Here is a 24743-nt window from a genome sequence, read left to right as displayed (position 1 = left end):
CCAAACAAAACGGGCGCGACATAAGCCGCGCCCGTTTCGATTTCATGTCGGGCCGATCAGGCGGCGTTTTCTTCGCCTTCGGCCTTCTTCTCGCGGGCGATTTCCTTGCCGGTGGCCTGGTCGACGACCTTCATCGACAGGCGGACCTTGCCACGCTCGTCGAAGCCCATCAGCTTGACCCAGACCTTGTCGCCTTCCTTGACGACATCGGAGGTCTTGGCAACGCGATCGTTGGCCAGCTGCGAGATGTGGACGAGGCCGTCACGCGGGCCGAAGAAGTTGACGAAAGCGCCGAAGTCGGCGGTCTTGACGACCGTGCCTTCGTAGATCTCGCCGACTTCCGGCTCGGCGACGATGGTGTGGATCCACTTCTTGGCCGCCTCGATTTCCTTGGCGTTCGACGAAGCGATCTTGACCGTGCCGTCATCCTCGATGTTGATCTTGGCGCCGGTCTTCTCGACGATCTCGCGGATCACCTTGCCGCCGGAACCGATGACGTCGCGGATCTTGTCGGTCGGGATGTGCATGACCTCGATGCGCGGCGCGAACTCGCCGAGCTCGGCGCGGGCGCCGGACAATGCATGGGCCATCTCATCCAGGATGTGCAGGCGGCCATCCTTGGCCTGGCCAAGCGCGATCTGCATGATCTCCTCGGTGATGCCATCGATCTTGATGTCCATCTGAAGCGAGGTGACGCCATTGGCGGTGCCGGCGACTTTGAAGTCCATGTCGCCGAGATGATCCTCGTCACCCAGGATGTCGGAGAGCACGGCGAAGCGCTCGCCTTCCTTGATCAGGCCCATGGCGATGCCGGCGACGGGCTTGGCCAGCGGCACGCCGGCATCCATCAGCGCCAGCGAGGTGCCGCAGACGGTGGCCATCGAGGACGAACCGTTGGACTCGGTGATCTCGGAGACGACGCGCAGCGTGTAAGGGAACTGGTCTGCGGAGGGCAGCATCGGACGGATGGCGCGCCAGGCGAGCTTGCCATGGCCGATTTCGCGGCGGCCCGGCGAACCCATGCGGCCGGTCTCACCGACGGAGTAGGGAGGGAAGTTGTAATGAAGGAGGAACTTCTCCTTGTACATGCCGGTCAGCGAGTCGACATACTGCTCGTCCTCGCCGGTGCCGAGCGTGGCGACGACCAGAGCCTGCGTCTCGCCTCGGGTGAACAGCGCCGAACCGTGGGTGCGCGGCAGAACGCCGACTTCCGACACGATCTTGCGGACCGTCTTCAGGTCACGACCATCGATGCGCGAGCCGGTGTCGAGGATGTTCCAGCGCACGACCTTGGCCTGCAGTTCCTTGAACACCGAACCGATCTGCTCGGAAGCGTACTTGGCCTCCTCGCCCTCGGCCGGCGCGAAGGCCGCCTTGACCTTGGCCTTGACGGCATCGACGGCAGCGTAGCGCTTCTGCTTGTCGACGTTCTTGTAGGCGTCGCGCAGTTCATCGCCGACGATCTTCAGCATCTCGCCTTCGAGTTCGGAATGATCCGGCGCGGTGAAGTCGCGCGGGTCCTTGGCGGCGACTTCGGCCAGCTTGATGATGGCGTCGATGACCGGCTGGAAACCCTTCTGGCCGAACATCACGGCGCCGAGCATCAGCTCTTCGGAAAGTTCCTTGGCCTCGGACTCGACCATCAGCACGGCGTCGGTGGTGCCGGCGACGACGAGATCGAGCTTGGATTCCTGCATCTCGTCGATATGCGGGTTGAGCACGTATTCGCCGTTGATGTAGCCGACGCGCGCGCCGCCGATCGGGCCCATGAACGGAACGCCCGACAGCGTCAGGGCAGCCGAGGTGGCGACGATCGACAGGATGTCCGGATCATTCTCCAGGTCGTGCTGGACGACAGTGACGACGATCTGCGTGTCGTTCTTGTAGCCGTCGGCGAAGAGCGGACGGATCGGACGGTCGATGAGGCGCGAAACCAGCGTTTCCTTCTCGCTCGGACGGCCTTCGCGCTTGAAGTAGCCGCCCGGGATCTTGCCGGCGGCATAGGTCTTTTCCTGGTAGTTGACGGTCAGCGGAAAGAAATCGAGGCCGGGCTTGGGCTCCTTCATCGAAACGACGGTGGCGAGCACCACGGTCTCGCCGTAGGTGGCGAGCACGGCGCCGTCAGCCTGGCGCGCGATCTTGCCGGTTTCGAGGATGAGCGGACGACCGCCCCATTCGATTTCCACTTTGTGGTGATTGAACATGTCTTGTCCTTTGTATGAGCAAGGGCCGCGCCGTCTCAGCGTGCGCGGGTACCCCTTCCTCTGGCTTCCTTTCTCGGGCAGCCACGGGCAAGACAACGGGAAGCTCGGCTGTGATCGGCGCGGTGGCCAAACGAGCGTCCTGCAATCCTGCCCCATGACCGTCCATGGGCGGCTTCGAGTGGCCCTCTGCACGCTCGAAACCGGATATGCCGATCGACCGACCGGCCTGCGCACGACCCCGAAAACCACGGCTTGCGGAACGCGTCATGCGCAAATTCAACTTTTCGGAGCGTCCGTCCGGCACCCAGACAGGGTGCGCGGTGCTCCATTCCTGCATTCGGGACCGGATTGGTCCGGGTTCCGAATGCGCGACCGGCGGACTCCGTGAAGGAGCCCGCCGGTCAATTCGTCAGCGGCGCAGACCGAGCTTCTCGATCAGTGTCTGGTAGCGCGCGTCGTCCTTGCGCTTGAGATAATCAAGCAGGCTGCGGCGCTGGGACACGAGAGCGAGCAGACCACGGCGGGAATGGTTATCCTTCTTGTGGTCCTTGAAGTGGTCGGTCAGGTTCTTGATGCGCTCGGAAAGGATGGCCACCTGGACTTCCGGAGAACCGGTGTCGCCCTTGGCGGTGGCGAATTCAGTCATCAATTCCTTCTTGCGCTCGGCAGTAATCGACATCGTGCTTTTCCTTATCTGTTCGAGGAAACGGGTCGCCCTCAGCCGGGATGTCGTCCAGCAGGGGCCGGTGCAAGCAAAGCGTCTAGGCGCTATGCTGCGGCGCATATAGTGCAATTCCCCGCAAAACACCAGCCCAATTCACCAAGCCGGCTTTTCACGCGGGAACGGCAAGATTTGGCCCCGTCAAAGCCATTTCTTCCATTTGAAGAAGGCAATCAGCCCGACCGCGACGGCTGCCATGAACAAGAGCGATGCCGGATAGCCGTAGTAGGCTTTCAGCTCCGGCATGTTCCACGGCGAGGATTCGTGGTCGAAGTTCATTCCCCAGACACCGACAAGAAAGGTCAGCGGCATGAAGATGACCGAGACGATGGTGAGGTAGCTGATCACGTCGTTGGTGCGCGCCTGGCTCAGCGACAGATGCATTTCGATCAGGCCGGTCAGCATGTCGCGCTGGGTCTCGACGAGTTCGATCAGCCTGAGCGAGTGGTCGAGCGTATCGTTGAGGAAGACCTTGGTTTCGGCCCTGACATAGGGCACGTCGTTGCGGATAAGCGTCGCCAGCGCATCGCGCATCGGCCACAGCACGCCTTTCAGCACGTTGGCGTCTCGCCGCAACTCGTGCAGTTGCCGCATCTGATGCTTGTGCGGAGAGTGCAGCATCTCGTCCTCGATGCTGTCGACCAGTTCGCCGGCCGTCTCGATCGGCGGGAAATAGCTGTCGACGATGGCGTCTATCAGCGCATAGGCCAGATAGTCGGCGCCGCGGGTGCGCAGCCGGTTGGGAGCCGAGCTCTCGATGCGCTTGCGCACCGGGTCGAAGGGATCGCCTTCGCGCTCCTGGAAAGTGACGACGAAGTTCTCGCCGAGGAACAGGGCGATCTGTTCGTAGCGGTGGGAGGTGACATCGTCGATCATGCGCACGACGACGAAGGCGTGATCCTCGAAGAAATCGACCTTCGGCCGCTGGCCGGTGTTGACGACGTCCTCGAGCGCCAGCGGGTGCAGGCTGAAGATGCGGCCGATCTGCTCGATCAGCGCGATATTGGCAAGGCCGGTACAGTCGAGCCAGATGACGGGCCATTTGCGGCAATTGGCCTCGACGTCGTCGATGCTGGCGTTGTCGATCGTCTTGAACTTCTGCGGCGAGATCAGGGTCAGCCGCAGTTCCGAACGCCGCGCGGCGGGATCGGCGATCAGCGTGCCCGGCGACGCCCCCACCGGCGGCCGCCGCGTTTTCACCGGCGCCCGCTTTTTCACTGCCTCGGCCTTTGCCATCTGCCCCTCGAACCCAGGTCCGCCAAACTAGACTAAGCGAGAGCGGTCAGCCGGCAAAGACCCGCTTGGGCTTGAACATGCCCTGTTCGATGGCGCCGATGGCAACCAGCTTGCCGCGCGCGGTGGCACAGGCTTCTTCCGCTTCCACCGGCGCGTCGCGGCCGCGGATGATGACCGGATTGCCGAGGCGGATCTTTGTCGCCGCATCGTCGCTAATGGCGACCTGCGGAAGGCAATCGAGGGCGGCCGACGTATCGACGACAAGCGCATCGATCGCCCCGAAGTCCACCGGCACTTCAATCGCATCGGCGTCGTCGGCAGGTTCCGGCCTGTCTTCGCGTTCCGGCTTGCCTTCGCGTTCCAGCTTGTCTTGGCCAGGCGCACCGAAGCGCGCCGCTTCCAGTTCGGCGATGGTGACGAAGTCCTCCGCAGTGAACGGCTCGACCTCGACGCGGCGCAATTCCGATATATGGCCGAAACAGCCGAGGTCGCGGCCCATGTCGCGGGCCAGCGAGCGCACATAGGTGCCCTTGCCGCATTCGACCTCGAAAACCGTATGGTCGGCACCGTGCTCGACGATATCGAGACGCCCGATCTCTATCTCTCGCGCGGGAATGTCGACCGTCTCACCCTCACGGGCGAGATCGTAGGCGCGCTCGCCCGCGATCTTGATGGCCGAGAATTGCGGCGGCGTCTGCATGATGACGCCGGTGTATTTCGGCAGCAGCGCCTTGACCTCGGCCTCCGCGGGACGCCGGTCGGACTCCTTCGTCACCGGTCCCTCGAGGTCGTCGGTCGAACGCTCCTGCCCCCAGGCGACGGTGAAGCGATAGATCTTGGCGCCATCCTGCACGTAAGGCACGGTCTTGGTCGCCTCGCCCAGCGCGATCGGCAGCATGCCGGACGCCAGCGGATCGAGCGTGCCGGCGTGGCCGGCCTTCTCCGCCTGGAACAGCCATTTGATCTTGGAGACGGCTTCGGTCGAACCCATGCCGACCGGCTTGTCCAGCACCACCCAGCCGGAGACCGGCCTGCCCTTCTTCTTGCCGCGGCGCGCCATTATTCTTCTTCCTTGTTGTCGTCGCCATCGAGATCGCGCGCTACTTCGGGCGACTTCAGGAGGTCGTTGATCCTGGCGAAATTGTCGAAGGACGTGTCCTGCCGGAAGCGGAATTCCGGCATGTACTTCATCTGCCTGAGCGCGCCGGAGACACGGCCACGGATGAATTTCGCGTGCTTGTTCAGCGCTTCGATGACGGCATCGGCATCCTTTGCGCCGAGCGGCGAGACAAAGGCGGTGGCGATCTTCAGATCGGGCGACATGCGCACTTCCGAGACCGAAACGACCGAGCTTTCAATCAGCGGATCGATGATTTCGCCGCGCTGTAGTGTTTCGGAGAGCGCATGGCGCACCTGCTCGCCGACGCGCAGCATGCGCTGGGATGGGCCGGATGTGGTGGAACGGGGCATTTTTCTCAAATCCTGAAAGCGTGAGGCGCGGGATAGGACCGTGCCGCATGTCTCAAACAGTCATTCTCAACGGGCTGAGGACGGCGGTCTTTCGACCACCGCCCGACACCGATAAATCACTCGAACTCAGAGCGTCCGCGTCACCATCTCGACGCGGAAGCACTCGATGACATCGCCGACGCGCATGTCCTCGTAGTTCTGGAAGGCCATGCCGCACTCCTGGCCACCCGGGACTTCCGAAACCTCGTCCTTGAAGCGCTTCAGCGTCTTCAGCGTGCCTTCGTGGATGACGACGTTGTCGCGGATCAGGCGCACGCCCGCGCCACGCTCGACCTTGCCTTCGGTGACACGGCAGCCGGCGATCTTGCCGACCTTGGTGATGTCGAAGATCTCGAGGATCTCGGCATTGCCGATGAAGGTCTCGCGACGCTCCGGCGAGAGCAGGCCCGACAGAGCCGCCTTCACATCATCCACGAGGTTGTAGATGATCGAATAGTAGCGGATTTCGATGCCCGCAGCGGCAGCCGCGGCACGCGCCTGCACGTTGGCACGGACGTTGAAGCCGATGATCGCCGCACCCGAGGTTTCGGCCAGAGAGACATCGCTTTCGGTGATGGCGCCGGCGCCGGCATGGACGATGCGCGCACGCACCTCGTCGGTGCCGAGCTTGTCGAGCGCGGCGTTGATCGCCTCGATCGAACCCTGCACGTCGCCCTTGATGACCAGCGGGAATTCCTTCAGCCCGCTCGTCTGCAACTGCGACATCATCTGTTCGAGCGAGCCGCGCTGGCCGGCATGCTTGGCCACCGCCTTCTCGCGCGCCAGACGCTGGCGATATTCGGTGATCTCGCGGGCGCGCGCCTCGTTGTTGACCACGGCGAAGCGGTCACCAGCCTGAGGCGTGCCCTGAAGGCCGAGCACCTCGACCGGCATTGCCGGCGGCGCTTCCCTGATCTGCTCGCCACGATCGTTGACCAGCGCGCGCACCCGGCCCCATTCGTTGCCGGCGACGAGGATGTCGCCTGGCATCAAGGTGCCGGTCTGCACCAGCACTGTGGCAACGGGACCACGGCCCTTGTCGAGTTGCGCCTCGATGACGACACCCTCGGCGGTACGGTCCGGATTGGCCTTCAGGTCGAGGATTTCAGCCTGCAGCAGGATCGCCTCGAGCAGCTTGTCGAGATTGGTGCCCTTGGTCGCCGAGACTTCGACGTCGAGCACTTCACCGCCCATCGATTCGACGAACACTTCGTGACGCAGCAGTTCCGAGCGGACCTTCTGCGGATCGGCGCCGTGCTTGTCGATCTTGTTGATGGCCACGATGATCGGAACGCCGGCCGCCTTGGCATGGCTGATCGATTCGATCGTCTGCGGCATGACGCTGTCGTCGGCCGCCACCACCAGAATGGCAATGTCGGTGGCCTGGGCGCCGCGGGCGCGCATCGCCGTGAAGGCGGCGTGGCCGGGCGTGTCGATGAAGGTGATCTTCTGACCGTTCTTCTCGACCTGATAGGCGCCGATATGCTGCGTGATGCCGCCGGCCTCGCCGGACACGACGTTGGCATTGCGGATCGCGTCGAGCAGCGAGGTCTTGCCGTGATCGACGTGGCCCATGATGGTGACCACCGGCGGACGCGAGACGAGGTCCTCGGGACGGTCGGCGATGTTGAACAGGCCTTCCTCGATGTCGGATTCGGCGACGCGGCGGACCGTGTGGCCGAACTCGGTGGCGACCAGCTCGGCCGTATCGGCGTCGATGACGTCGCCCGGCTTCAGGATCTGGCCCTGCTTCATGAAGAACTTGACGACATCGACCGCGCGCTCGGACATGCGCTGCGCCAGTTCCTGGATGGTGATGGTCTCCGGCAGGATCACTTCGCGCATGACTTTCTCGCGCGGCTCATTATGCATCGCGCGCTTGAATTTCTCCTGGCGGCGACGCATCGACGACAGCGAACGGGCCCGCGCGTCCTCGTCGGAAAGCGCGGAATTGAGCGTGAGCTTGCCACGGCGACGGTCTTCCTCGCCCTTGGTCGGCTTGGCCGGACGCGCCACTTCGGGCGTGACAAGGCGGCGAACCGGCGCGCCGGCGGGGCTAGCACCACTGCCTGTACGCCTCGGCTTGACTTCTTCCTCGTCGTCGGGGGTCGCCAGTTCGGCGGCCTGCGGCGCACGGCGGCGCGCTTCTTCCTCGGCGCGACGGCGCGATTCCGCCTCGGTCTGCAGGCGAGCCTCTTCCTCGGCCTGCCGGCGAGCGGATTCATCGCGTTCGCGTTTGCGGCGCTCTTCATCGTCGGCACGGCGCTTGGCTTCGTCGGCGGCGCGCTGACGGTCCTCGACCTCACGGACCTTGGAGCCTTCGAGCGCCCTGCGGCGCGCTTCCATTTCGCTGCGCGACAGTTCGTTCAGCACCATGCCGCTGCGCTCGACCTGGGGTGGCGGAGGCGGAGGCGGAGCCTTGGGCGCTTCCGGCTGCTGCACGACAGGCGCGGCCACGACCGCGGGCTTCGGCGTGAACACGGGGGCTGCCACCGGCTCCGGCTTTTCGCCTGGCATGGAGAACTTGCGCTTCTTGATCTCGACCTGGACCTGCTTGGTGCGGCCATGCGAGAAATTCTGGCGCACGACGCCCTGTTCGGTACCGGGGCGCTTCAGCGTCAAGGTCTTCTTCGGCGTAACGCTCAACGTCTTGTCGTCGCCCGATTTCGTATCGCTCATTCCATATCCTCTGCGGTCTCATCTTCGTCAGCAACGGCCGCAAGCATTGCCAGATCGTCCGGGGTGCCGCCCCGATATCGGTCGAGCGCAACGATGCGCTTTTCAACCGCCTTACCCGCGTCTCCCGCGAGGACGGCAGCATGTATCACATTTGTACCCCCCAATGCCAAGCTCAACTCGGCCTCGGAGAAAAGTTTGTAGGCAAGGATGGAAGGACCGCCGATGTGGACGGTGGCCCGCCGCGCCTGGCTGATCTTGCGCACCCCGTCGTCGGACGCTTCGGTTGCGTGAAGCACGAAAAGCGCCAGGCCGCCGCGCACCGCGCTCTCGACCTTGGTGGCTCCCAGTGCGATGACACCCGCCTTGCGGGCGAGCCCCAGCATGCCCAGCGCGGATTTGACGAGCAGCCCGTCGACCATGCCGCCGAGATCGGGCGGCACCACGACCTGTGCCTTGAAGGCTCGGGCGAAAAGGTTCTTCGCCGCCGCCTTGTCGATATGTAGGCGGTCGGCGCTCACCCAGCAACCACGGCCGGGCAGATTTCTCTTGAGATCGGGAACGACGGCCGAATCCGGGCCGACGACGAACCGGATCAGTTCATCCGGTTCGGCCTGCCTGCGGGTGACGATGCAGGTGCGATCGTTCATCTCGTCCAAGGGCGGGTTCTGTGCGATGCGGTTTCACCTCACGCACCGACGGCTTCGTCGGCCGAAGCTTCTTCGGCTGCAAGCTCTTCCTCGGAAATCCAGCCGGCCTTCAGGCGGGCGGCCAGCACCATCTGCTCGGCATCGGCACGCGAAACACCGTGACTGGCCAGCACGCCCGGATAGTTCTTGGTTTCGCCGTCCTTGCGTTCCTTCCAGCCGGTCAGGTCGTCGGCGGCGTAGCCGGCGAAATCCTCGATCGTCTTCACGCCATCCTCGCCGAGCGTCACCATCATTGCGGTGGTGATGCCGGGGATTTCACGCAGCTCGTCCTTGACGCCGAGCGCCTTGCGCTTGGCGTCGTGCTCGGCCTCGATCTTCTCCAGGTACTCACGCGCACGGGTCTGGATTTCCGATGCGGTGTCATCATCGAAGCCGTCGATCGAAGCGATCTCGCTCGCATCGACATAGGCAACTTCCTCGACGTTGGTGAAGCCTTCGGAGGCCAGCACCTGGCCGACCATCTCGTCGACGTCGAGCGCTTCCATGAACAGCGACGAGCGCTCGACGAATTCCTTCTGGCGACGCTCGGATTCCTCGGCCTCGGTCAGAATGTCGATATCCCAGCCGGTCAGCTGCGAGGCGAGACGCACGTTCTGGCCGCGGCGGCCGATGGCCAGCGACAGCTGGTCGTCGGGAACCACCACCTCGATGCGTTCCGCATCTTCGTCGAGCACCACCTTGGCGACTTCCGCCGGCTGCAGCGCGTTGACGATGAAGGAAGCGGCCGAAGGCGACCACGGAATGATGTCGATCTTCTCGCCCTGCAGTTCGCCGACGACGGCCTGGACGCGGCTGCCGCGCATACCCACGCAGGCGCCGACGGGATCGATCGAAGAGTCGCGCGAAATGACGGCGATCTTGGCGCGCGAGCCAGGGTCGCGTGCGACCGACTTGATCTCGATGATGCCGTCGTAAATCTCCGGCACTTCCATCGTGAAGAGCTTGGCCATGAACTGCGGATGGGTACGCGACAGGAATATCTGCGGACCGCGCTGCTCGCGGCGCACGTCATAGACATAGGCGCGGACGCGGTCGCCGTACTTGTAGTTTTCGCGCGGGATCAGCTCGTCGCGGCGGATGATCGCCTCGCCACGGCCGAGATCGACGATGACGTTGCCGTATTCGACGCGCTTGACGGTGCCGTTGACGATCTCGCCGATGCGGTCCTTGTATTCGTCATACTGGCGGTCGCGCTCGGCCTCGCGCACCTTCTGCACGATGACCTGCTTGGCCGACTGGGCGGCGATACGGCCGAAATCCATCGGCGGCAGCTGTTCGGCGATGAAGTCGCCGAGCTGGGCGTCGGGGTTGCGCTCGCGGGCCGATGAAATGGCGATCTGCGTGGCGTAGTCATCGACCTTCTCGACCACTTCCATCAGCCGCTGCAGCTTCATCTCGCCGGTGTTGGCGTTGATGTCGGCCCGGATGTTGGTTTCCTGGCCATAACGCGAGCGCGCCGCCTTCTGGATCGCATCAGCCATGGCGGCGATGACGATCGACTTGTCGATCGACTTTTCACGGGCGACCGCATCGGCGATCTGCAGCAGTTCAAGTCTGTTGGCGCTTACAACCATGTTCTTTCTCCCGAGCCTGTTTGCCGGATCTTTGCAGCCGGCAGCTCAATCAAATTTCCTGTTCGTGCTCTTCCGTAGCGTCCGCTTCCGCACCCTCGGGCACGTCATCGTCCGGTTCGCCGCGGCGTTTCTTGGCTTCCTTGCGTGCCCGGTTGTCCTTCGACAGCGCGTCGCGGATGAGGTCGTCGGTCAGGATCAGGCGCGCCTCGGAGATCGTGTCGTAAGGCACGCGAACCGTAGGCTCCTCGCCATAGGCCGCCTTGTCGCGCTCGATCAGCACGTCGGCCTCGCCGGCTTCGGCGATCTTGCCCTTGAAGCGCTTGCGGTCGGCAACGACGACGGACGTCTCCATCTTGACCAGATGCCCCGTCCACGTGGTGAAATCCGACTTGCGGACCAGCGGCCGGTCGATGCCGGGGGAAGAGACTTCGAGGTGATAGGCCTTTTCGATCGGATCGTCGACGTCGAGCGCCGGCGACACCGCGCGGCTGACCTCTTCGCAATCCTCGACGGTCATGGTGCCGTCCTCGCGCTCGGCCATGATCTGCAGCGTCAGCCCGTTCTGGCCGGACAGCCGCACGCGCACAAGGCGGAAGCCGATGCCGCGCAGCACCGGCTGGATGATCAGCGCGATGCGCGCATCGATGCCGCTTTCGCGGATGATGCGGTCGTCACCTTCGCTTGCCGTTGCAGTCATCAAATACCTGTCGTGCGCTTCGCAATGTTCTTTGGTTTGTGCATCGGAATCATCCGAAAACCGCTTCGCACTTTTCGGTCCGATGCACCCGGCAGGTAATAAAAAAGAGCGGGACCGGGTGGACCCACTCTTCGTCATACCGACCAAGAATTTGAGGCTGATATAAACGATCCGGTCACGCGTTTCAAGCCCGCAGTCCAAACGCGACGGGCGGCGTCAGGGTTGTGCCCGGCGCATGGCGGCCATGCGCCGGCACCCCTGTGACAGGCGGCCGCGCATTCCTACGTCCGGACCATCAAGCGAACACGACCGGCGCGCGGTGGCGCGCGAAAGGATACATCATGACTGGCCGCAGGGTTTTTTCCGCCATAGGCGACATTTTCACCACATTCGGCAGCGCCGTTGCCGCATCGCGAGCCGTGGAAGCCGGGCGCAAGCCGCGCGCCGACGACCTGCGCAAACTCGGCATGGATCCGGTCGTCTTCAACCGAATCGGCCGTTTCTGACGTTTCAGGTCAGGCTCCCGAAGCGATGCGGCCAGGCCTATGACCTGACGAACGTCAGATAGGCTGGCCGGCGGCCTTCGCGAACTGCCTTGGCTTCGTATCGCGTGCCCGGCCATCCCTCGTAAGGGTGATGCCAGTCGGCGGCCTGCGAGGCCTGCCAAACGAAGGCGCCATGGGCCCGGCAGTGAAGCAAGGTCCAGTTCACATAAGTGTCGATATCGGACGCGAACCGGAATTTCGAACCGGGCTTCAGCACGCGCGCGAAGCGTTCGAGATTGACCGGGCTGACGAAACGCCGCTTCCAGTGCTTCTTCTTCGGCCAGGGATCGGGATAGAGCAGGTCGATGCCGTCGAGCGAGGCCGGCGGCAGCCAGTCGAGCAGCCGTGTCGCATCGTCATCGAAGACACGCAGATTGGCCAGCGGCGTCCGCGCCACCGCGGCCATCATCTTGGCCATGCCGTTGACGAAGGGTTCGACGCCGATAAAGCCGGTCGCCGGCGTTTCGGCTGCGCGGTGCAGAAGATGTTCACCGCCGCCGAAGCCGATCTCCAGGCGAACAGCCGACACGCCAGCCTTAAACAGGGACCGCAGGTCGGCCGGGGCCGCGGCTGTCAGGTCGAGGCCGAAGGCGCCGAGCCCGCTTTCCAACGCCGCTGCCTGCTGCGGACGGACGGGCTTGCCGCGCCGACGGCCGAAGAAGGCTTCGGTCGTCCGGCTCGGCCTCTCTTCGGCGTTCATCTCCCGGCGCAGGCCACGTCGCCGCCGTCAGGCCGCGACGGCATCCTTGAGCGCCTTGGCGAGATCGGTCTTCTCCCAGGAGAAAGACCCGTCGCGGCCGGCCTTGCGGCCGAAATGGCCATAGGACGATGTCTTGGCGTAGATCGGCTTGTTGAGGTCGAGGTGGCGGCGGATGCCGGATGGCGACAGGTCCATCACGGTGCGCAGCGCGTCCTCGAGCTTGGCTTCGTCGACCTTGCCGGTGCCGTGCAGGTCGACATAGATCGACAGCGGTTGGGCGACGCCGATGGCGTAGGAAAGCTGGATCGTGCAGCGGTCGGCGAGTTTCGCGGCCACGACATTCTTGGCCAGGTAGCGCGCGGCATAGGCGGCCGACCGGTCGACCTTGGTCGTGTCCTTGCCGGAGAAGGCGCCGCCGCCATGCGGTGCCGCGCCGCCATAGGTGTCAACGATGATCTTGCGGCCGGTGAGACCCGCGTCGCCGTCCGGTCCGCCGATGACGAACTTGCCGGTCGGGTTGATGTACCACATGCAATCATCCGCGATCTTGAGGTCGCCCAGGGCCTCGCGGATATAGGGCTCCACGACCTTGCGGACCTTCTTGGAGTCCCACGTCGCGTCGAGATGCTGCGTCGACAGGACGATCTGCGTCGCTTCGGCGGCCTTGCCGTCGATGTAGCGGACAGTGACCTGGCTCTTGGCGTCAGGCCCGAGCCTGCCGGCCTCGCCGTTGTTTTCGTGACGGGCGGCTGCCAGAAGTTCAAGGATCTTGTGGCTGTAGTAGATCGGCGCCGGCATCAGGTCCGGCGTCTCGCGGCAGGCATAGCCGAACATGATGCCCTGGTCGCCGGCACCTTCCTCGCCCTGACGGTCGGCGGCGTTGTCGACGCCCTGGCCGATGTCGGGCGACTGGCCGTGCAGGAGAACCTCTATCTTGGCCGTCTTCCAGTGGAAGCCGGCCTGCTCGTAGCCGATTTCACGGATCGCCTTGCGGGCGACGGACTTGAATTTCGCCGGATTGACGACCGGGTGGCCCGCGGCATCCTTGAGGATGTTGCCGGCCTTGTCCTTCTTCAACAGGGTCTCGGGGACGCGCACCTCGCCGGCGATGACGACGCGGTTGGTGGTCGCCAAGGTCTCGCAGGCGACACGGACCTTCCACGGATCCATGCCAGTCTTCTTGGCTTCACGGTAGACCAGATCGACAATCTCGTCGGAGATCCGGTCACAGACTTTGTCGGGATGGCCCTCGGCCACGGATTCCGAGGTAAAGAAGTAGTTCTGCCGCGTCACGGGTGTCCCCTCTTGAAAAACGATCGGCAGGCTGCCGATTTTGGCGCGCCACGTGTTAGCGGGGCGGAGCGCCGCTCGTCAAGCGTTGCCGCCATTCTGGCACGACTGTCGATGTCGGTATCTTGTGCCACCGGCGGCAGGATGCCGCCAGTCGGGAGCGTTTGACGGATCAGTCGAGATCGTCCGCGGCCAGCGACTTCACCAGGTCGATGATCCTGCGACGCACCTTGACGTCGGCGATCTTGACGAAGGCGCGGTTGAGCTGGAGCCCTTCGGGACTGCCGCAGAATTCGACCGCGAAGGCCATGGAGGCATCCTCGGCAAAGCCACGGCTGGCGGCGGCCTCCTGGCCGGGCGCATCCTCGAAAAAGAACGCTACGGGGACGCCCAGGATGGAGGCAATCGCCTGCAGGCGGCTGGCGCCGACGCGGTTGGTGCCTTTTTCATATTTCTGGATCTGCTGGAACGTGATGCCGAGATTCTCACCCAGCTTTTCCTGGCTCATTCCGAGCATATTGCGGCGAAGCCGGACCCGGCTTCCAACGTGGATGTCGATGGGATTGGGCTTCTTTTTGTTTTCTTCTGTCATTTTTTCCTCGCCGAATTTTTTCGGCTTTGTGATTTTTTCCCGCCCAAAAACAGCCGGGGGCGACTGCCCCAACAGAACGATCCACCGGCTTCGAGAAATTTTCAGGCGGTACAGTATGAGTTTCTAATGTGCCGACTGTCAATTCACCCGTAGCCGTTGCCTTACATTCAAAAGCGCCCCGACCAGTGCAAACAGCAACATGATCAGCATTCCGTTAATGCGTCGCTGGTCAGGCGAAACGACCGCCTGTCCGGAAAGGGGCACCTTCACATCGATGGCCGCGCGCGCGTCGATCGCCAGCGCATCGACAATGCGCCCGTGTGGGTCGACAACGGCCGAGATGCCGTTGTTGGCCGCCCGCAGCAAGGGCAATCCGTTCTCCACAGCGCGAATCTGAGCCTGCCTGAAATGCTGGTACGGTCCGGGCGTATCGCCGAACCACGCGTCATTGGTAACGTTCACAATAAGCTGCGCTGACGTAGCGTCAACCGCCACCAGGTCGGGAAAGATCACCTCATAACAGATAAATGGCAGGGCACGAATGCCGCCCGGAAGCGTGATCGCATGGCGCTCGTTGCCGGCGGCGAACGTCACCGGTCCGGCGACAAGCTGCGCGATGCCGAAACGGTTGAACAGGTCGGCGAAGGGCAGGTATTCGCCGAACGGCACCAGATGGACCTTGTCGACGGCGTCGGCGATTTCGCCCTTGTCATTGATGGCCACCACGGAATTGTAATAACGGCTGTCGGCGCTCGAGGCCGAGCCGCCCTCCTCGCGCACGGCGCCGGCGATCAGCATCTGGCCGTCCGTCAGCATGTCGCCCAGCGCCGTCAGCGCATCGGGCCGCTCGGTGAAAAGGAAGGGGACCGAGGTTTCCGGCCACAGGATCAGTTGCGGCTTTTCGTGGCCGGGGTCCGGCGCCTTGCCTGACAGGCCCAGCAAGGTCGCGAAGATGCGGTCGCGCACCGAAGCATCCCATTTTTCCGACAGGTCGACCGCCGGCTGGACGATGCGCACGTCGAGGCTGTGCGCCGCCGGCTTTTCGGGAGCCGCGAGCCTGACATAGCCGAAGCCGACATGAGCCGCCGCGAGCAGCACAAACAACGCCGCGCCCAGGCGAAGATGCCGGCGCGCCGCCAGCAGGGCCGGCAGCGCGAAGAGAAACACGGCAAGCACATTCATGCCGATCATGCCGGTCACCGAGACGCTCTGCATCAGCAGCGGCACGGGCATCGCCGCATAGCCGATGGCATTCCAGGGAAAACCGGTGAACAGGAAGCCGCGCAGCCACTCCGTCAGCCCGAAGCCGAAGGCAAGGGCGGCGATGCGGCCGATATCGCTGCTCCAGAGCAGCCTGGCGACCATCGTGGCGAAGCCGTAGAAAAAGGCGAGCGCGAAGGGGATGCCGACGACGGCGAAGGGGAGCGCCCAGGCGAAGCTGTCGGCCTCGACCAGCAGCGCCGACCCGATCCACCAGAGGCCGGCGAGGAAATAACCGAAGCCGAACCACCAGCCGACGGCGAAAGCCGGCCGCAGGCGCCTGAACAGGCTGCCCGAGGCCTCTCCGGTCGCCCCGTCGAGCAGCCAGACCAGAAGCGGAAAGGAGATGAAACAGGCGGCGAAGAAATCGTAGGGCGCCTGACCAAGCACCGCCAGCGCACCGGCGAGGAACGCCACGAGCGCGCGCCGCCAACCCCAAAGCAGAATTATCCGGCCGGCAAGGCGCTCCATGCGTATTTCCGAGTCGCGCGAATCAGGAACCAAGATTTATCAGGCCGCGCCGCGCGCTCCAAACGCCGCCAATCAAAGCACCGGCAAAAGCTTGAGTTCGACCACCGCCCTTGCGGTTGCCGACGGCAATGCCATGATGGTCGATCATCGCAGGAGCATGACGCGATTGAAGCCACATACGATTCTGCGCGGTTTGCTCGGCATGACCATGGTTTGCGTCCCCAGCGCAATCCTTCTGGCCGTGCTGGTTCAGCCCTGGAAAGGCGGTATCTCGGATTTCTTGTTGTTCTTCGGTGTAAGTCACGGTCCGGGATTGCTCGTTCTGGGTGTTTTCGCGTGGGTTTTCTCCCTCAAGCCGCGCGCCGGATGGGCATGGGCAGCCGGCTTTGCCGGTTGCGCCGCCCTTAACGTTGCGTTGTGGAGTGCGGTGGCGTTCTTGTCGGCGCCGCCACCCGACGCACGCCACAGTTACTTCGACCTGAGGGGCGTTCTGGCGATGGCAGCGATACCGAGCGTAGCCGTATCGGCGATCGCCGGTGTTCTATTCGGCAGATTGTTCGCAACGCAAGCCGCGACAGACTAGCTGGCAAAGGCAATGGCGGAGACGCCTCCTACCGGTGCCAACCCTCGATCTTGAGGCCGCCCAGCCGCTCCGCCTCTTCACGGGCGACGGACCGGATGGGCTGTGTGAAGGTCCACACATGGCCCTCGGGATCGCGCGCCCGGTATTGGCGTTCACCGTAGAACTGGTCCGCCGGCTCCTGGATTATCTCGGCGCCCGCCGCCCTCGCCCGCGTGCAATGTTCATCGAGAGCATCCTTGAGCCTGACATAGACCGACTGCGTGTTCTTGCCCCCTATCGATGCGGGGCTCGCGATATGATCGGTCCATTCGGAATCGACAATGATGTAGCTATCGCCGAACCGCATCTCGGAATGGACCAGCTTCCCGTCGGCGTCACTGACCACCATGCTGCGCTCGAAACCGAAGGCTGCCTCCAGCCAGTCCAGCGCGGCGCGCGGGTTCCTGTAGAAGATGCCCGAGCCGAGGACCGAATGCTTGAACGGATCCTCGATCGTCATGGCGGGGTCTTCAGGCCTGTTCGGTGCGGGCCGTGGCGCGCCGGCGGCGTTCACCCTTCTGGCTCTGCACGATGCGCACGCGCTTGACGCGGCGCGGATCGGCATCGAGCACATGGAATTCGAAGCCGGGGATTGCCTGCACGACCTCGCCGCGCGCCGGCACGCGGCCGAGCGTGTTGAAGATCATGCCGCCGATGGTGTCGACATATTCGCCATGTTCGCCGGCGGCGAAATCCTCGCCGATCATCCTGGCCACCTCGTCGATCTCGGCCTTGCCGTCGACGATGAACACGCCATCACCCGCCTGGGTGATCATCGGCTCGTCATCATCGTGCTCGTCCTCGATGTCGCCGACGACCATCTCGACGATGTCTTCCAGCGAGACGAGGCCATCCGTGCCGCCATATTCGTCGATAACCAGCGCCATCTGCGTGCGCGTGGTCTGCATGCGGCCCATCAGGTCGGAAGCAAGCATCGATGGCGGCACGAACAGGACCTGACGGATCAGATTGAGATCGCCGATGGTGCGCGCCAGGTCGACCTGCGCGAGATCGAGCTGGGTGGCGGCCGGCGTCTTCCTGGTCGCGCGGCCCTTCTTGACACGTGCAAGCTTGGTGATGTGGGCCAGCACGTCGCGGATATGGACCATGCCGCGCGGATCGTCGAGCGTCTCGGAATAGACCGGCATGCGCGAATGGCCGGATTGTTCGAACAGGCCGAGCAGGTCGCCCAGTGTCGTGGCGATCTCCACGGCCTCGATGTCGGCGCGCGGCACCATGACGTCCTCGACGCGCACTTCGCGCAGCCGCAGGATGTTGTTGAGCATGGCGCGTTCGCCAGGCGAGAAGGATTCGGCGTCGGTCGTCGTCTCGGCAAGCGCGCCGGCGATTTCCTCACGCAGGCTGGTTCCATTGCGCTGCCGGAAGAGACCAAGCACGCGGTTGAACAAGGAAGGTCCGGCAGGCGAGGGCTCGGCTGCGGCGCTGCCGGCGCTGTTGGCACCGGCAGTAATGGTACTCGGACTTGATCCCTCTTCCGACGTATCGGAAGCCTTGGGCGTACTGCCGGCGTCGGGGCGGGCGGCAGTTTCTGGTTTGTCGGTCATCGTCGTCCGGTCAATTGATCTTTTTAGTTACGCGTAGGGATCGGGAATGGCAAGCCTTGCCAGCGCGGCGCGCTCGATGGCTTCCATCTCTTCGGCCTCGGCGTCGGTCTCGTGATCATGGCCCAGGAGATGCAGCAGGCCATGGATGACGAGATGGGAGATATGGTTGTCCAGCGGCTTGTCTTCCAGTGCCGCCTCGCGCGCCACGGTCTCGGCGGCAAGCACGATGTCGCCCAGCATGGGTGGCAGCGGACCAGCCTTGGCATAGGCAAAGGCCGGGAAAGACAGGACGTTGGTGGGTTTGTCCTTGCCGCGCCAGCCGGCGTTCAGCGTGCGGATATGGGCGTCGTCGGAAAAGACGACGCTGAGCTCGGAATGTCCCTGCGCGCCGATTTCAGCGAAGGCGGCGCCAACCGCGGCCTCGACAAGGCGCAAAAGCGACGCCTCTTCGGGCCAGTTTCCCGCTTCGACCATCAGATCGACGTCGACGGGCAGCGTCGCCGACCCGCTCGGCCTGCCCTGCTCAGTCATGGAATGGCATGGTCAAATCAGCTTTCAGTCCCCAGGCCGCGCGCGAGCTTGCCGTCACGGTCATAGGCCTTGACGATCTCAGCAACCAGCGGATGCCTGACGACATCGCCCTCATTGAAGCGCACCGTCACCATGCCAGTGACGCCGTCCAGGATTCTCAGCGCCTCGACCAGGCCGGACTTGGTGTTCTGCGGCAGGTCGATCTGTGTCGGATCGCCTGTGACGATCATGCGAGAATTCTCGCCCAGGCGGGTGAGGAACATCTTCATCTGCATCGGCGTGGTGTTCTGCGCCTCGTCGAGAATGACGGCGGCATGCGCCAGCGTGCGGCCGCGCATGAAGGCGAGCGGCGCGATCTCGATCACTTCCGCCGCGATGGCGCGCTCGACCTTGTCGGCCGGCATCATGTCGTAGAGCGCGTCATAGAGCGGCCGCAGATAGGGATCGACCTTCTCCTTCATGTCGCCCGGCAGGAAGCCGAGCCGCTCGCCGGCCTCGACGGCTGGCCGCGACAGCACGATGCGCTCGACCATGCCGCGTTCGAGCAGCATCGCGGCATGAGCCACGGCAAGATAGGTCTTGCCGGTACCGGCCGGACCGATGCCGAACACCAGCTCCGAGCGCTCCAGCGCCCGCATATAGGCATCCTGGGTCAGCGAGCGGGCATAGATGGTCTTCTTGCGGGTCGCGATCTGGGCAGCAGAAACCTTGCCCTTGCGCTCCAGCGTCGGCAGCGTCAGCTGGTCATCAGCGGCGACAGCCATGCGAATGGCGCCGTCGACGTCGGACTGGCCGATATCCACGCCCTTCTGCAGGATGCCGTAGAGATTGTCCAAGGCGCGGCGCGCCTGTTCGGCGGCAGATGCCGACCCCTTGATGGTCAGCTGGTTGCCGCGCGACCGGATGTCGACGCCAAGCTTCTGCTCCAGCCTGGCGAGGTTCTCGTCGAACTGGCCGTAAAGGGCGCTGGCAAGCTTGTTGTTGTCGAAAGTCAGAACGATGTGCGCCATGTCAGAAGCCCCGGATGCCGGTACCGGGGGCAGATTCTTCAGCTCAGCTGCGCTCAACCGTCTCTCCTCATCTGCCGAGGCTTATGGTTATGCATGTCGTTGCCCCAAAACCGCGGGCACTTTTGAGCGACATGCATCAGACCAATTCGGCGAACAGGCTGTTGTAGCCCGTCCCTGTGATTCGCACCTTGATAATGTCACCGATTTCGCCGGCCTTTTCATCAACAATAACCGGCTGCAGCCACGGCGACCGGCCAACCTTCTGGCCAGTCTGGCGGCCCGGCTTCTCGATCAGCGTATCGATGATGCGGCCGACCAGGCTCGAGCCGAAATCCTGCTGTTGTTTCAAGAGCAATGCCTGCAGACGTTGCAAGCGCTCGTCCTTGACCGCCTCCGGCACGTGATCGGGCATGTCCGCGCCCGGTGTGCCGGGGCGCGGCGAATATTTGAACGAAAAGGCCGAGGCGTAATTCACCTGGCGCACCAGATCCATGGTCGCCTCGAAATCGGCCTCGGTCTCGCCGGGGAAGCCGACGATGAAATCGCCCGACAGCGCGATATCGGGCCGAGCGGCCCGGATGCGGTCGAGCAGGCCAAGGTAGTCCCTGGCCGTGTGCCTGCGGTTCATTGCCTTCAGAATGCGGTCGGAACCGGACTGAACCGGAAGATGCAGATAGGGCATCAGCGACGGCAAGTCGCGGTGGGCGGCAATGAGTTCGTCGTCCATGTCGCGGGGATGGCTGGTGGTGTAGCGCAGCCGCGCCAGCCCGGGGATTTCGGCCAGCCTGAACAGCAAGCGGCCAAGGCCCCATTCCTCAGTCCCGCCCCCTTTGGTCTCGCCCTGGCCGTGCCAGGCATTGACGTTCTGGCCAAGCAGCGTCACCTCGCGCACGCCGGCATCCGCCAGGCGTTCGGCTTCGGCGACGATCTGCGCCACCGGCCGCGAGACTTCGGAGCCCCTGGTGTAGGGCACGACGCAGAAGGTGCAGAACTTGTCGCAGCCCTCCTGCACGGTGAGGAAGGCGGTGACGCCGCGCTTGATCACTTCGGCGCGCTTGGGCTGCGGCAGGTGTTCGAACTTGTCCTCGATGGCGTATTCGGTCTCGACGATCTTCTCGCCGCCACGGACCTTCGCCAGCACGTCCGGCAAGCGGTGGTAGGTCTGCGGCCCGACCACCAGGTCGACGGCGGGTGAACGCCTGATGATCTCGGCGCCCTCGGCCTGAGCCACGCAGCCAGTGACGCCGATGAGCATCTCGCGGCCGCTACCGGCGCGTTCAGCCTTCATGTCGCGGATGCGGCCGAGCTCGGAATAGACCTTCTCGGCGGCCTTTTCCCTGATATGACAGGTGTTGAGCAGGACCAGATCGGCGTCGCCGATCGTGTCGGTCGCGGTATAGCCGTCGGCGGCCAGCGCATCGCTCATGCGCTGTGAATCGTAGACGTTCATCTGGCAGCCATAGGTCTTGATGAAGACCTTTTTCTCTGCCCCAGGGTGCATGGCAGGCTGCCCGGCCACCGTGCCGATGTCGTCGTTTTCGATCGTGTTCAAGTCCATCCGGCGGCTTCTAACGCCTTTCCGTGACAAAAAACAGACGATTCTCGGCCAGAGCCTGCCGGGCTAGCGGCTCGGCATGGGATCGGCGAGAGCCGCCTCCATCATTTCGCGCACCCGGCTTTCCATCAACCGGGCGGTCTCCTTGCGGTTGGAGCCCTTGGAAAAGGCGATCGGCTCGCCGAAATGCACCTCGACGTCGAGCGCGCCCCCGGCCATCAGCACCTTGAGATGGGGCATCAGGTCCTCGTCGCCGATCCAGGCCGCGATCGGCCGGTGGCGGCGGCCAAGCGGCACGCCATGCAGGCGCGTATAGGCGATGGCCACCGGCTGGATGAACACCTCCTGCGCGGCTCCTTCCGAGATCGCCATGGAGGCGGCCCCGAACAGCGTGCTCTTGAAGGGCAGGACAGCATTGCCGTCGCCGGTCGACCCCTCCGCGAACAGCACCATCGCGTCGCCCCTGGACATGCGGTTGGCGATCTCGCTCGCCTGGTCACCCGAAGTGCGCTTGCGTTCGCGTTCGATGAAGACGGTGCGCTGCAGCTTCGACAGCATGCCGATCAGCGGCCAGCCTTCCATGTCGGCCCTGGCGATGAACTTCACGTCGGCAAAGGAGCCGAGCACCATGATGTCGGTCCAGGAGATGTGGTTCGACGCCACCAGCAGCGGCCGTTTGTCGGACAACGCGCCTTTGACATGGACGCGCATGCCAAGCGCGCGCAGGATCAACCTGTGCCAGATCTTGAGGATAACGGTTTCCGGCCACCAGCCGGTTTTCATCGACAGGAGCTGCAGCGGCACCAGAACCAGCGTGCCGGCAGCGACGAGGCCCAGCGCCAGGAAGATCCTGATTTTTGCGATCATGCTGTCCTTGGCCCTAACCCCGGCGCTTGGCTAGCGAAGATCGCGGCGCATGACAAGCGCGCCCGTCGGACCGCGATCGGGTGACCTGTAGTAATCCGGGCGCTTGCCGACCTCCCGGAAACCCAGCCGGCGATAGAGGCCTATCGCTGCGGCATTGGTCTCGTCGACCTCGAGGAACAGGGCTTCGGCGCGCTGCGCATGGAGTTCGCGCAGCACCGCATCCATCAGTTGCCAGCCCAATCCCTGGCGGCGGTGCGACCGCGCCACGGCAACGGTGAGGATTTCCCCCTCGCCGGCGGCCAGCCGGGCCAGCACAAAGCCGACAGGCGGCTTGGAGCCCTGCCCGGTTTCGCGCGCGGCATAGCCGAACACGGTGTCCTGTTCGAGCAGGGCCGCGAACTCGCCGTCGGTCCATGGGCGGACGAAATCCTCGCGATGCAGCACCGAGACTGCCGGACTGTCGGTGATCCTGAGCGGTTCGAGCGCGTAATCCCGGCGCCGTGATTGCAGAAAAGGTATGCGCATCTAATTTTCTTGCCTCGAAAGAATAAATCCGGCCTGCGGCTTGGCGTCCGCGCCGCGCAAATAAAGCGGTTTCGGCTTGTCGCTCACCCCCTTGGCCGCGGCCAAACGGGCGTAGGTGAGAATGTCGGCGGTGGCCGCCCGGGGCCCGATGTCGAAGGCGCGACCGGCCGGCCCGGCGATCAGCGTCGCAGCGGTGCCGGCCAGCACCGACGAATGGTCCGTCGCCATGGCTACGGCTTCGGCAAGCGTGGTCACCGCTGGACCGTAAGTCAAAACTGACATTTTATCATAAAGAGCGGCATGAATTTCCTCCCGGCCGGCATCGAGCGCCGCCAGGACGGAACGGCCGGGGAACTGCGTCGCCGCCTCGGCGGCCAGCGCCTCCAGCGTCGTTACCCCGATCGCCGGAATTTTTAGCGCCAGCGCCAGGCCACGCGCGGTCGATACGCCGACACGAAGGCCGGTGAAGGAACCCGGGCCGACTGAGACGGCAATGGCGCCGAGGCCGGCATAGCCCGTAGCGCCTGCCTTCAGCGCCTCGGCGATGACTGCCATCAGGTGTTCGGCATGGCCCTTGCCGAGATCGAGCACCGAACGGCCAAGCTCCTGCCCGCCCGCCGCGTCGTAGACGCAGGCAGCGCAGAGGCTGGCGGCACAGTCGATGGCGAGCAGTTTCATAAAAAGACCGGTTCGAAAAACACTTTCCCTGTGCCCGCCACGGCGCGCCACCGCAAGAGGATAGTGCATAATTTGTTAAGCGGCTTCGCTTCGGTCACTCAGGTCCGATCGATGCGCAGCATGTGGTTGTCCCAGACGTAGTCCGGCTCGGACCGTGTCGTGCCGGCGCCATCGACGATAATCCCGGCCCCGGTCGTCGCCATGAAGCCGGCAGCGTCGGGCGCCAGACCGCAGACCTCGATCAGCGTGCTGGCCGAAACGACCTTGCCGCTCCCGGCGTCGACGATCACGAAAACATTGCCTTCCGGCGACGAGACGGCGACCGTGCCGGCGGCCGGGTTCGCGGCGACCGAACCGATATAGTTGCGGAAACCGGACAACACATCCGGCGGCATCTCGATGAGCTGCAACTCCTTGCCGCGCACTGCACGCCCGACGAGCAGCGGACGATCCGTGCCCGGACCCCGGTACTGGCAGCCGAACCAGACCGTGCCCGTCTGGTCGGTGTCCATGTGGCGGATGGACAGCTGATGGAGCGCCGGGGGCAGTTCGTGCTTTTCGATCAGGTCGCCGGTGACGCGGTCGACCAGCACATAGGACGGCTGCATGGTGGCGATGTTGAGCTCGGCGCGGCCGTAGTCGGGATGGGTCTCGATGCCGCCATTGGCGACCGCAATGGTCCTGCCGTCGGCCATCAGCAACAACTCGTGCGGCCCCATGCCGTAAGTGGGGAATTCGCCGATCCGGCGAAATTTCGCCCGCGCATCATAGACGCCGACCACGCCGGCGGCGTTGTCGAAGTCGTTCTCGGTGGCATAGAGGAGCGCGCCGTCGGGAGAAAAGACGCCATGCCCGAAGAAATGACGGCCGGTGATGCTGGCAATGGTCTGCGGCGCCTCTCGCCCGGTATGATCGAAAACGACCGCGAATGTGCCGGGCTGGCGGGCAAAGACGACCGACCGTTTGGAAATCGGGTCGAAGGTTACGTCGTGCCCCCGGTCAGGCAGGTCGACCGCATGCAGCACCTTGCCGGCCTCCGACAGGACGGCCGCCCCGTAGCTGCCGTCACGCTTGACGAAAGCAGTGGCGAAGACAGCGTCCGCCGCGAGCGTGTCCGCCCAGGCGGACGGCGCCATGGCGGCGGCAAAGCCGAGGCCGGCGGCCCTCAGAAAATCGCGGCGGTCGATGAGCGGTGTTCTCAAGGA

General features: G+C 64.1%; 24 protein-coding genes. 2 read left to right on the top strand and 22 right to left on the bottom strand.

Annotated features, from left to right (window positions below):
• Positions 1-56: 56 nt before the first annotated feature.
• The 9 genes from pnp to rimP all read right to left on the bottom strand — a co-directional run bounded on the left by pnp (position 57) and on the right by rimP (position 11327).
• Positions 57-2204 (bottom strand): polyribonucleotide nucleotidyltransferase, encoded by a 2148-nt coding sequence (gene pnp / locus FFS37_RS02910; RefSeq protein WP_137929420.1) that lies wholly within the window; start codon positions 2202-2204, stop codon positions 57-59.
• Positions 2205-2613: 409 nt separating this feature from the next.
• On the bottom strand, positions 2614-2988 hold the full coding sequence (gene rpsO / locus FFS37_RS02905) for a 30S ribosomal protein S15 (RefSeq protein ID WP_269750770.1): 375 nt from the start codon (positions 2986-2988) through the stop codon (positions 2614-2616).
• A gap of 78 nt (positions 2989-3066) precedes the next feature.
• Positions 3067-4161, bottom strand: coding sequence for a magnesium/cobalt transporter CorA (gene corA, locus FFS37_RS02900; RefSeq protein ID WP_137929419.1), 1095 nt, complete (start codon positions 4159-4161; stop codon positions 3067-3069).
• A gap of 46 nt (positions 4162-4207) precedes the next feature.
• Positions 4208-5221, bottom strand: coding sequence for a tRNA pseudouridine(55) synthase TruB (gene truB / locus FFS37_RS02895; RefSeq protein ID WP_137929418.1), 1014 nt, complete (start codon positions 5219-5221; stop codon positions 4208-4210).
• Entirely contained in the window at positions 5221-5631 is a 411-nt protein-coding gene (rbfA, locus tag FFS37_RS02890) for a 30S ribosome-binding factor RbfA (RefSeq protein ID WP_137929417.1), read from the bottom strand. Before rbfA ends, truB begins: the two co-directional genes overlap by 1 nt.
• Positions 5632-5757: 126 nt before the next feature.
• Positions 5758-8349, bottom strand: coding sequence for a translation initiation factor IF-2 (gene infB / locus FFS37_RS02885; protein WP_137929416.1), 2592 nt, complete (start codon positions 8347-8349; stop codon positions 5758-5760).
• Positions 8346-8996, bottom strand: coding sequence for an RNA-binding protein (locus FFS37_RS02880; protein WP_137929712.1), 651 nt, complete (start codon positions 8994-8996; stop codon positions 8346-8348). Before FFS37_RS02880 ends, infB begins: the two co-directional genes overlap by 4 nt.
• A 38-nt stretch (positions 8997-9034) precedes the next feature.
• A complete protein-coding gene (gene nusA, locus FFS37_RS02875) occupies positions 9035-10630 on the bottom strand; it encodes a transcription termination factor NusA (RefSeq protein ID WP_137929415.1) in 1596 nt (531 codons plus the stop codon).
• A 49-nt stretch (positions 10631-10679) separates the two neighbouring features.
• On the bottom strand, positions 10680-11327 hold the full coding sequence (rimP, locus tag FFS37_RS02870; RefSeq protein ID WP_137929414.1) for a ribosome maturation factor RimP: 648 nt from the start codon (positions 11325-11327) through the stop codon (positions 10680-10682).
• Positions 11328-11668: 341 nt separating this feature from the next.
• On the opposite strand from rimP, the gene FFS37_RS02865 reads away from it, so the two are divergent.
• Positions 11669-11833, top strand: a complete 165-nt coding sequence (locus FFS37_RS02865) for a hypothetical protein (protein ID WP_137929413.1) — start codon at positions 11669-11671, stop codon at positions 11831-11833.
• 37 nt (positions 11834-11870) lie between these two features.
• Here the strand turns inward: FFS37_RS02865 and trmB are convergent, their stop codons facing one another.
• The 4 genes from trmB to lnt all read right to left on the bottom strand — a co-directional run bounded on the left by trmB (position 11871) and on the right by lnt (position 16185).
• Positions 11871-12572 (bottom strand): tRNA (guanine(46)-N(7))-methyltransferase TrmB, encoded by a 702-nt coding sequence (trmB, locus tag FFS37_RS02860; RefSeq protein WP_137929412.1) that lies wholly within the window; start codon positions 12570-12572, stop codon positions 11871-11873.
• 27 nt (positions 12573-12599) lie between these two features.
• Entirely contained in the window at positions 12600-13865 is a 1266-nt protein-coding gene (gene metK / locus FFS37_RS02855; RefSeq protein WP_137929411.1) for a methionine adenosyltransferase, read from the bottom strand.
• 169 nt (positions 13866-14034) lie between these two features.
• A complete protein-coding gene (locus FFS37_RS02850) occupies positions 14035-14454 on the bottom strand; it encodes a helix-turn-helix domain-containing protein (RefSeq protein ID WP_137929410.1) in 420 nt (139 codons plus the stop codon).
• 138 nt (positions 14455-14592) lie between these two features.
• Positions 14593-16185 (bottom strand): apolipoprotein N-acyltransferase, encoded by a 1593-nt coding sequence (gene lnt / locus FFS37_RS02845; RefSeq protein ID WP_137929409.1) that lies wholly within the window; start codon positions 16183-16185, stop codon positions 14593-14595.
• Here lnt and FFS37_RS02840 point away from each other — a divergent pair.
• Positions 16184-16768, top strand: a complete 585-nt coding sequence (locus tag FFS37_RS02840; RefSeq protein WP_137929408.1) for a hypothetical protein — start codon at positions 16184-16186, stop codon at positions 16766-16768. The genes lnt and FFS37_RS02840 overlap by 2 nt on opposite strands.
• Positions 16769-16796: 28 nt before the next feature.
• Here the strand turns inward: FFS37_RS02840 and FFS37_RS02835 are convergent, their stop codons facing one another.
• The 9 genes from FFS37_RS02835 to FFS37_RS02795 all read right to left on the bottom strand — a co-directional run bounded on the left by FFS37_RS02835 (position 16797) and on the right by FFS37_RS02795 (position 24740).
• A complete protein-coding gene (locus FFS37_RS02835) occupies positions 16797-17267 on the bottom strand; it encodes a VOC family protein (RefSeq protein WP_137929407.1) in 471 nt (156 codons plus the stop codon).
• Positions 17268-17277: 10 nt separating this feature from the next.
• Positions 17278-18372, bottom strand: coding sequence for a hemolysin family protein (locus FFS37_RS02830; protein ID WP_137929406.1), 1095 nt, complete (start codon positions 18370-18372; stop codon positions 17278-17280).
• Between the two features lie 27 nt (positions 18373-18399).
• Entirely contained in the window at positions 18400-18903 is a 504-nt protein-coding gene (gene ybeY / locus FFS37_RS02825) for an rRNA maturation RNase YbeY (protein WP_137929405.1), read from the bottom strand.
• 17 nt (positions 18904-18920) lie between these two features.
• A complete protein-coding gene (locus tag FFS37_RS02820) occupies positions 18921-19913 on the bottom strand; it encodes a PhoH family protein (protein WP_232375571.1) in 993 nt (330 codons plus the stop codon).
• Between the two features lie 136 nt (positions 19914-20049).
• Positions 20050-21414: a tRNA (N6-isopentenyl adenosine(37)-C2)-methylthiotransferase MiaB gene (gene miaB / locus FFS37_RS02815; RefSeq protein WP_232375570.1), complete on the bottom strand. Its 1365-nt coding sequence runs from the start codon at positions 21412-21414 to the stop codon at positions 20050-20052.
• Positions 21415-21534: 120 nt separating this feature from the next.
• A complete protein-coding gene (locus FFS37_RS02810; RefSeq protein ID WP_137929402.1) occupies positions 21535-22335 on the bottom strand; it encodes a lysophospholipid acyltransferase family protein in 801 nt (266 codons plus the stop codon).
• 30 nt (positions 22336-22365) lie between these two features.
• On the bottom strand, positions 22366-22860 hold the full coding sequence (locus FFS37_RS02805; protein ID WP_137929401.1) for a GNAT family N-acetyltransferase: 495 nt from the start codon (positions 22858-22860) through the stop codon (positions 22366-22368).
• On the bottom strand, positions 22861-23538 hold the full coding sequence (gene tsaB, locus FFS37_RS02800) for a tRNA (adenosine(37)-N6)-threonylcarbamoyltransferase complex dimerization subunit type 1 TsaB (RefSeq protein WP_137929400.1): 678 nt from the start codon (positions 23536-23538) through the stop codon (positions 22861-22863). It lies immediately after the preceding gene.
• Positions 23539-23636: 98 nt separating this feature from the next.
• Positions 23637-24740: a DUF1513 domain-containing protein gene (locus tag FFS37_RS02795; RefSeq protein ID WP_137929399.1), complete on the bottom strand. Its 1104-nt coding sequence runs from the start codon at positions 24738-24740 to the stop codon at positions 23637-23639.
• Positions 24741-24743 lie beyond the last annotated feature (3 nt).

Source organism: Mesorhizobium comanense, assembly GCF_005503535.1.
In the GTDB taxonomy this organism is placed as follows: Bacteria; Pseudomonadota; Alphaproteobacteria; order Rhizobiales; family Rhizobiaceae; genus Mesorhizobium; species Mesorhizobium comanense.
Note: the sequence above shows the minus strand (reverse complement) of the source record. Positions and strands in the feature narration are given on the sequence as shown.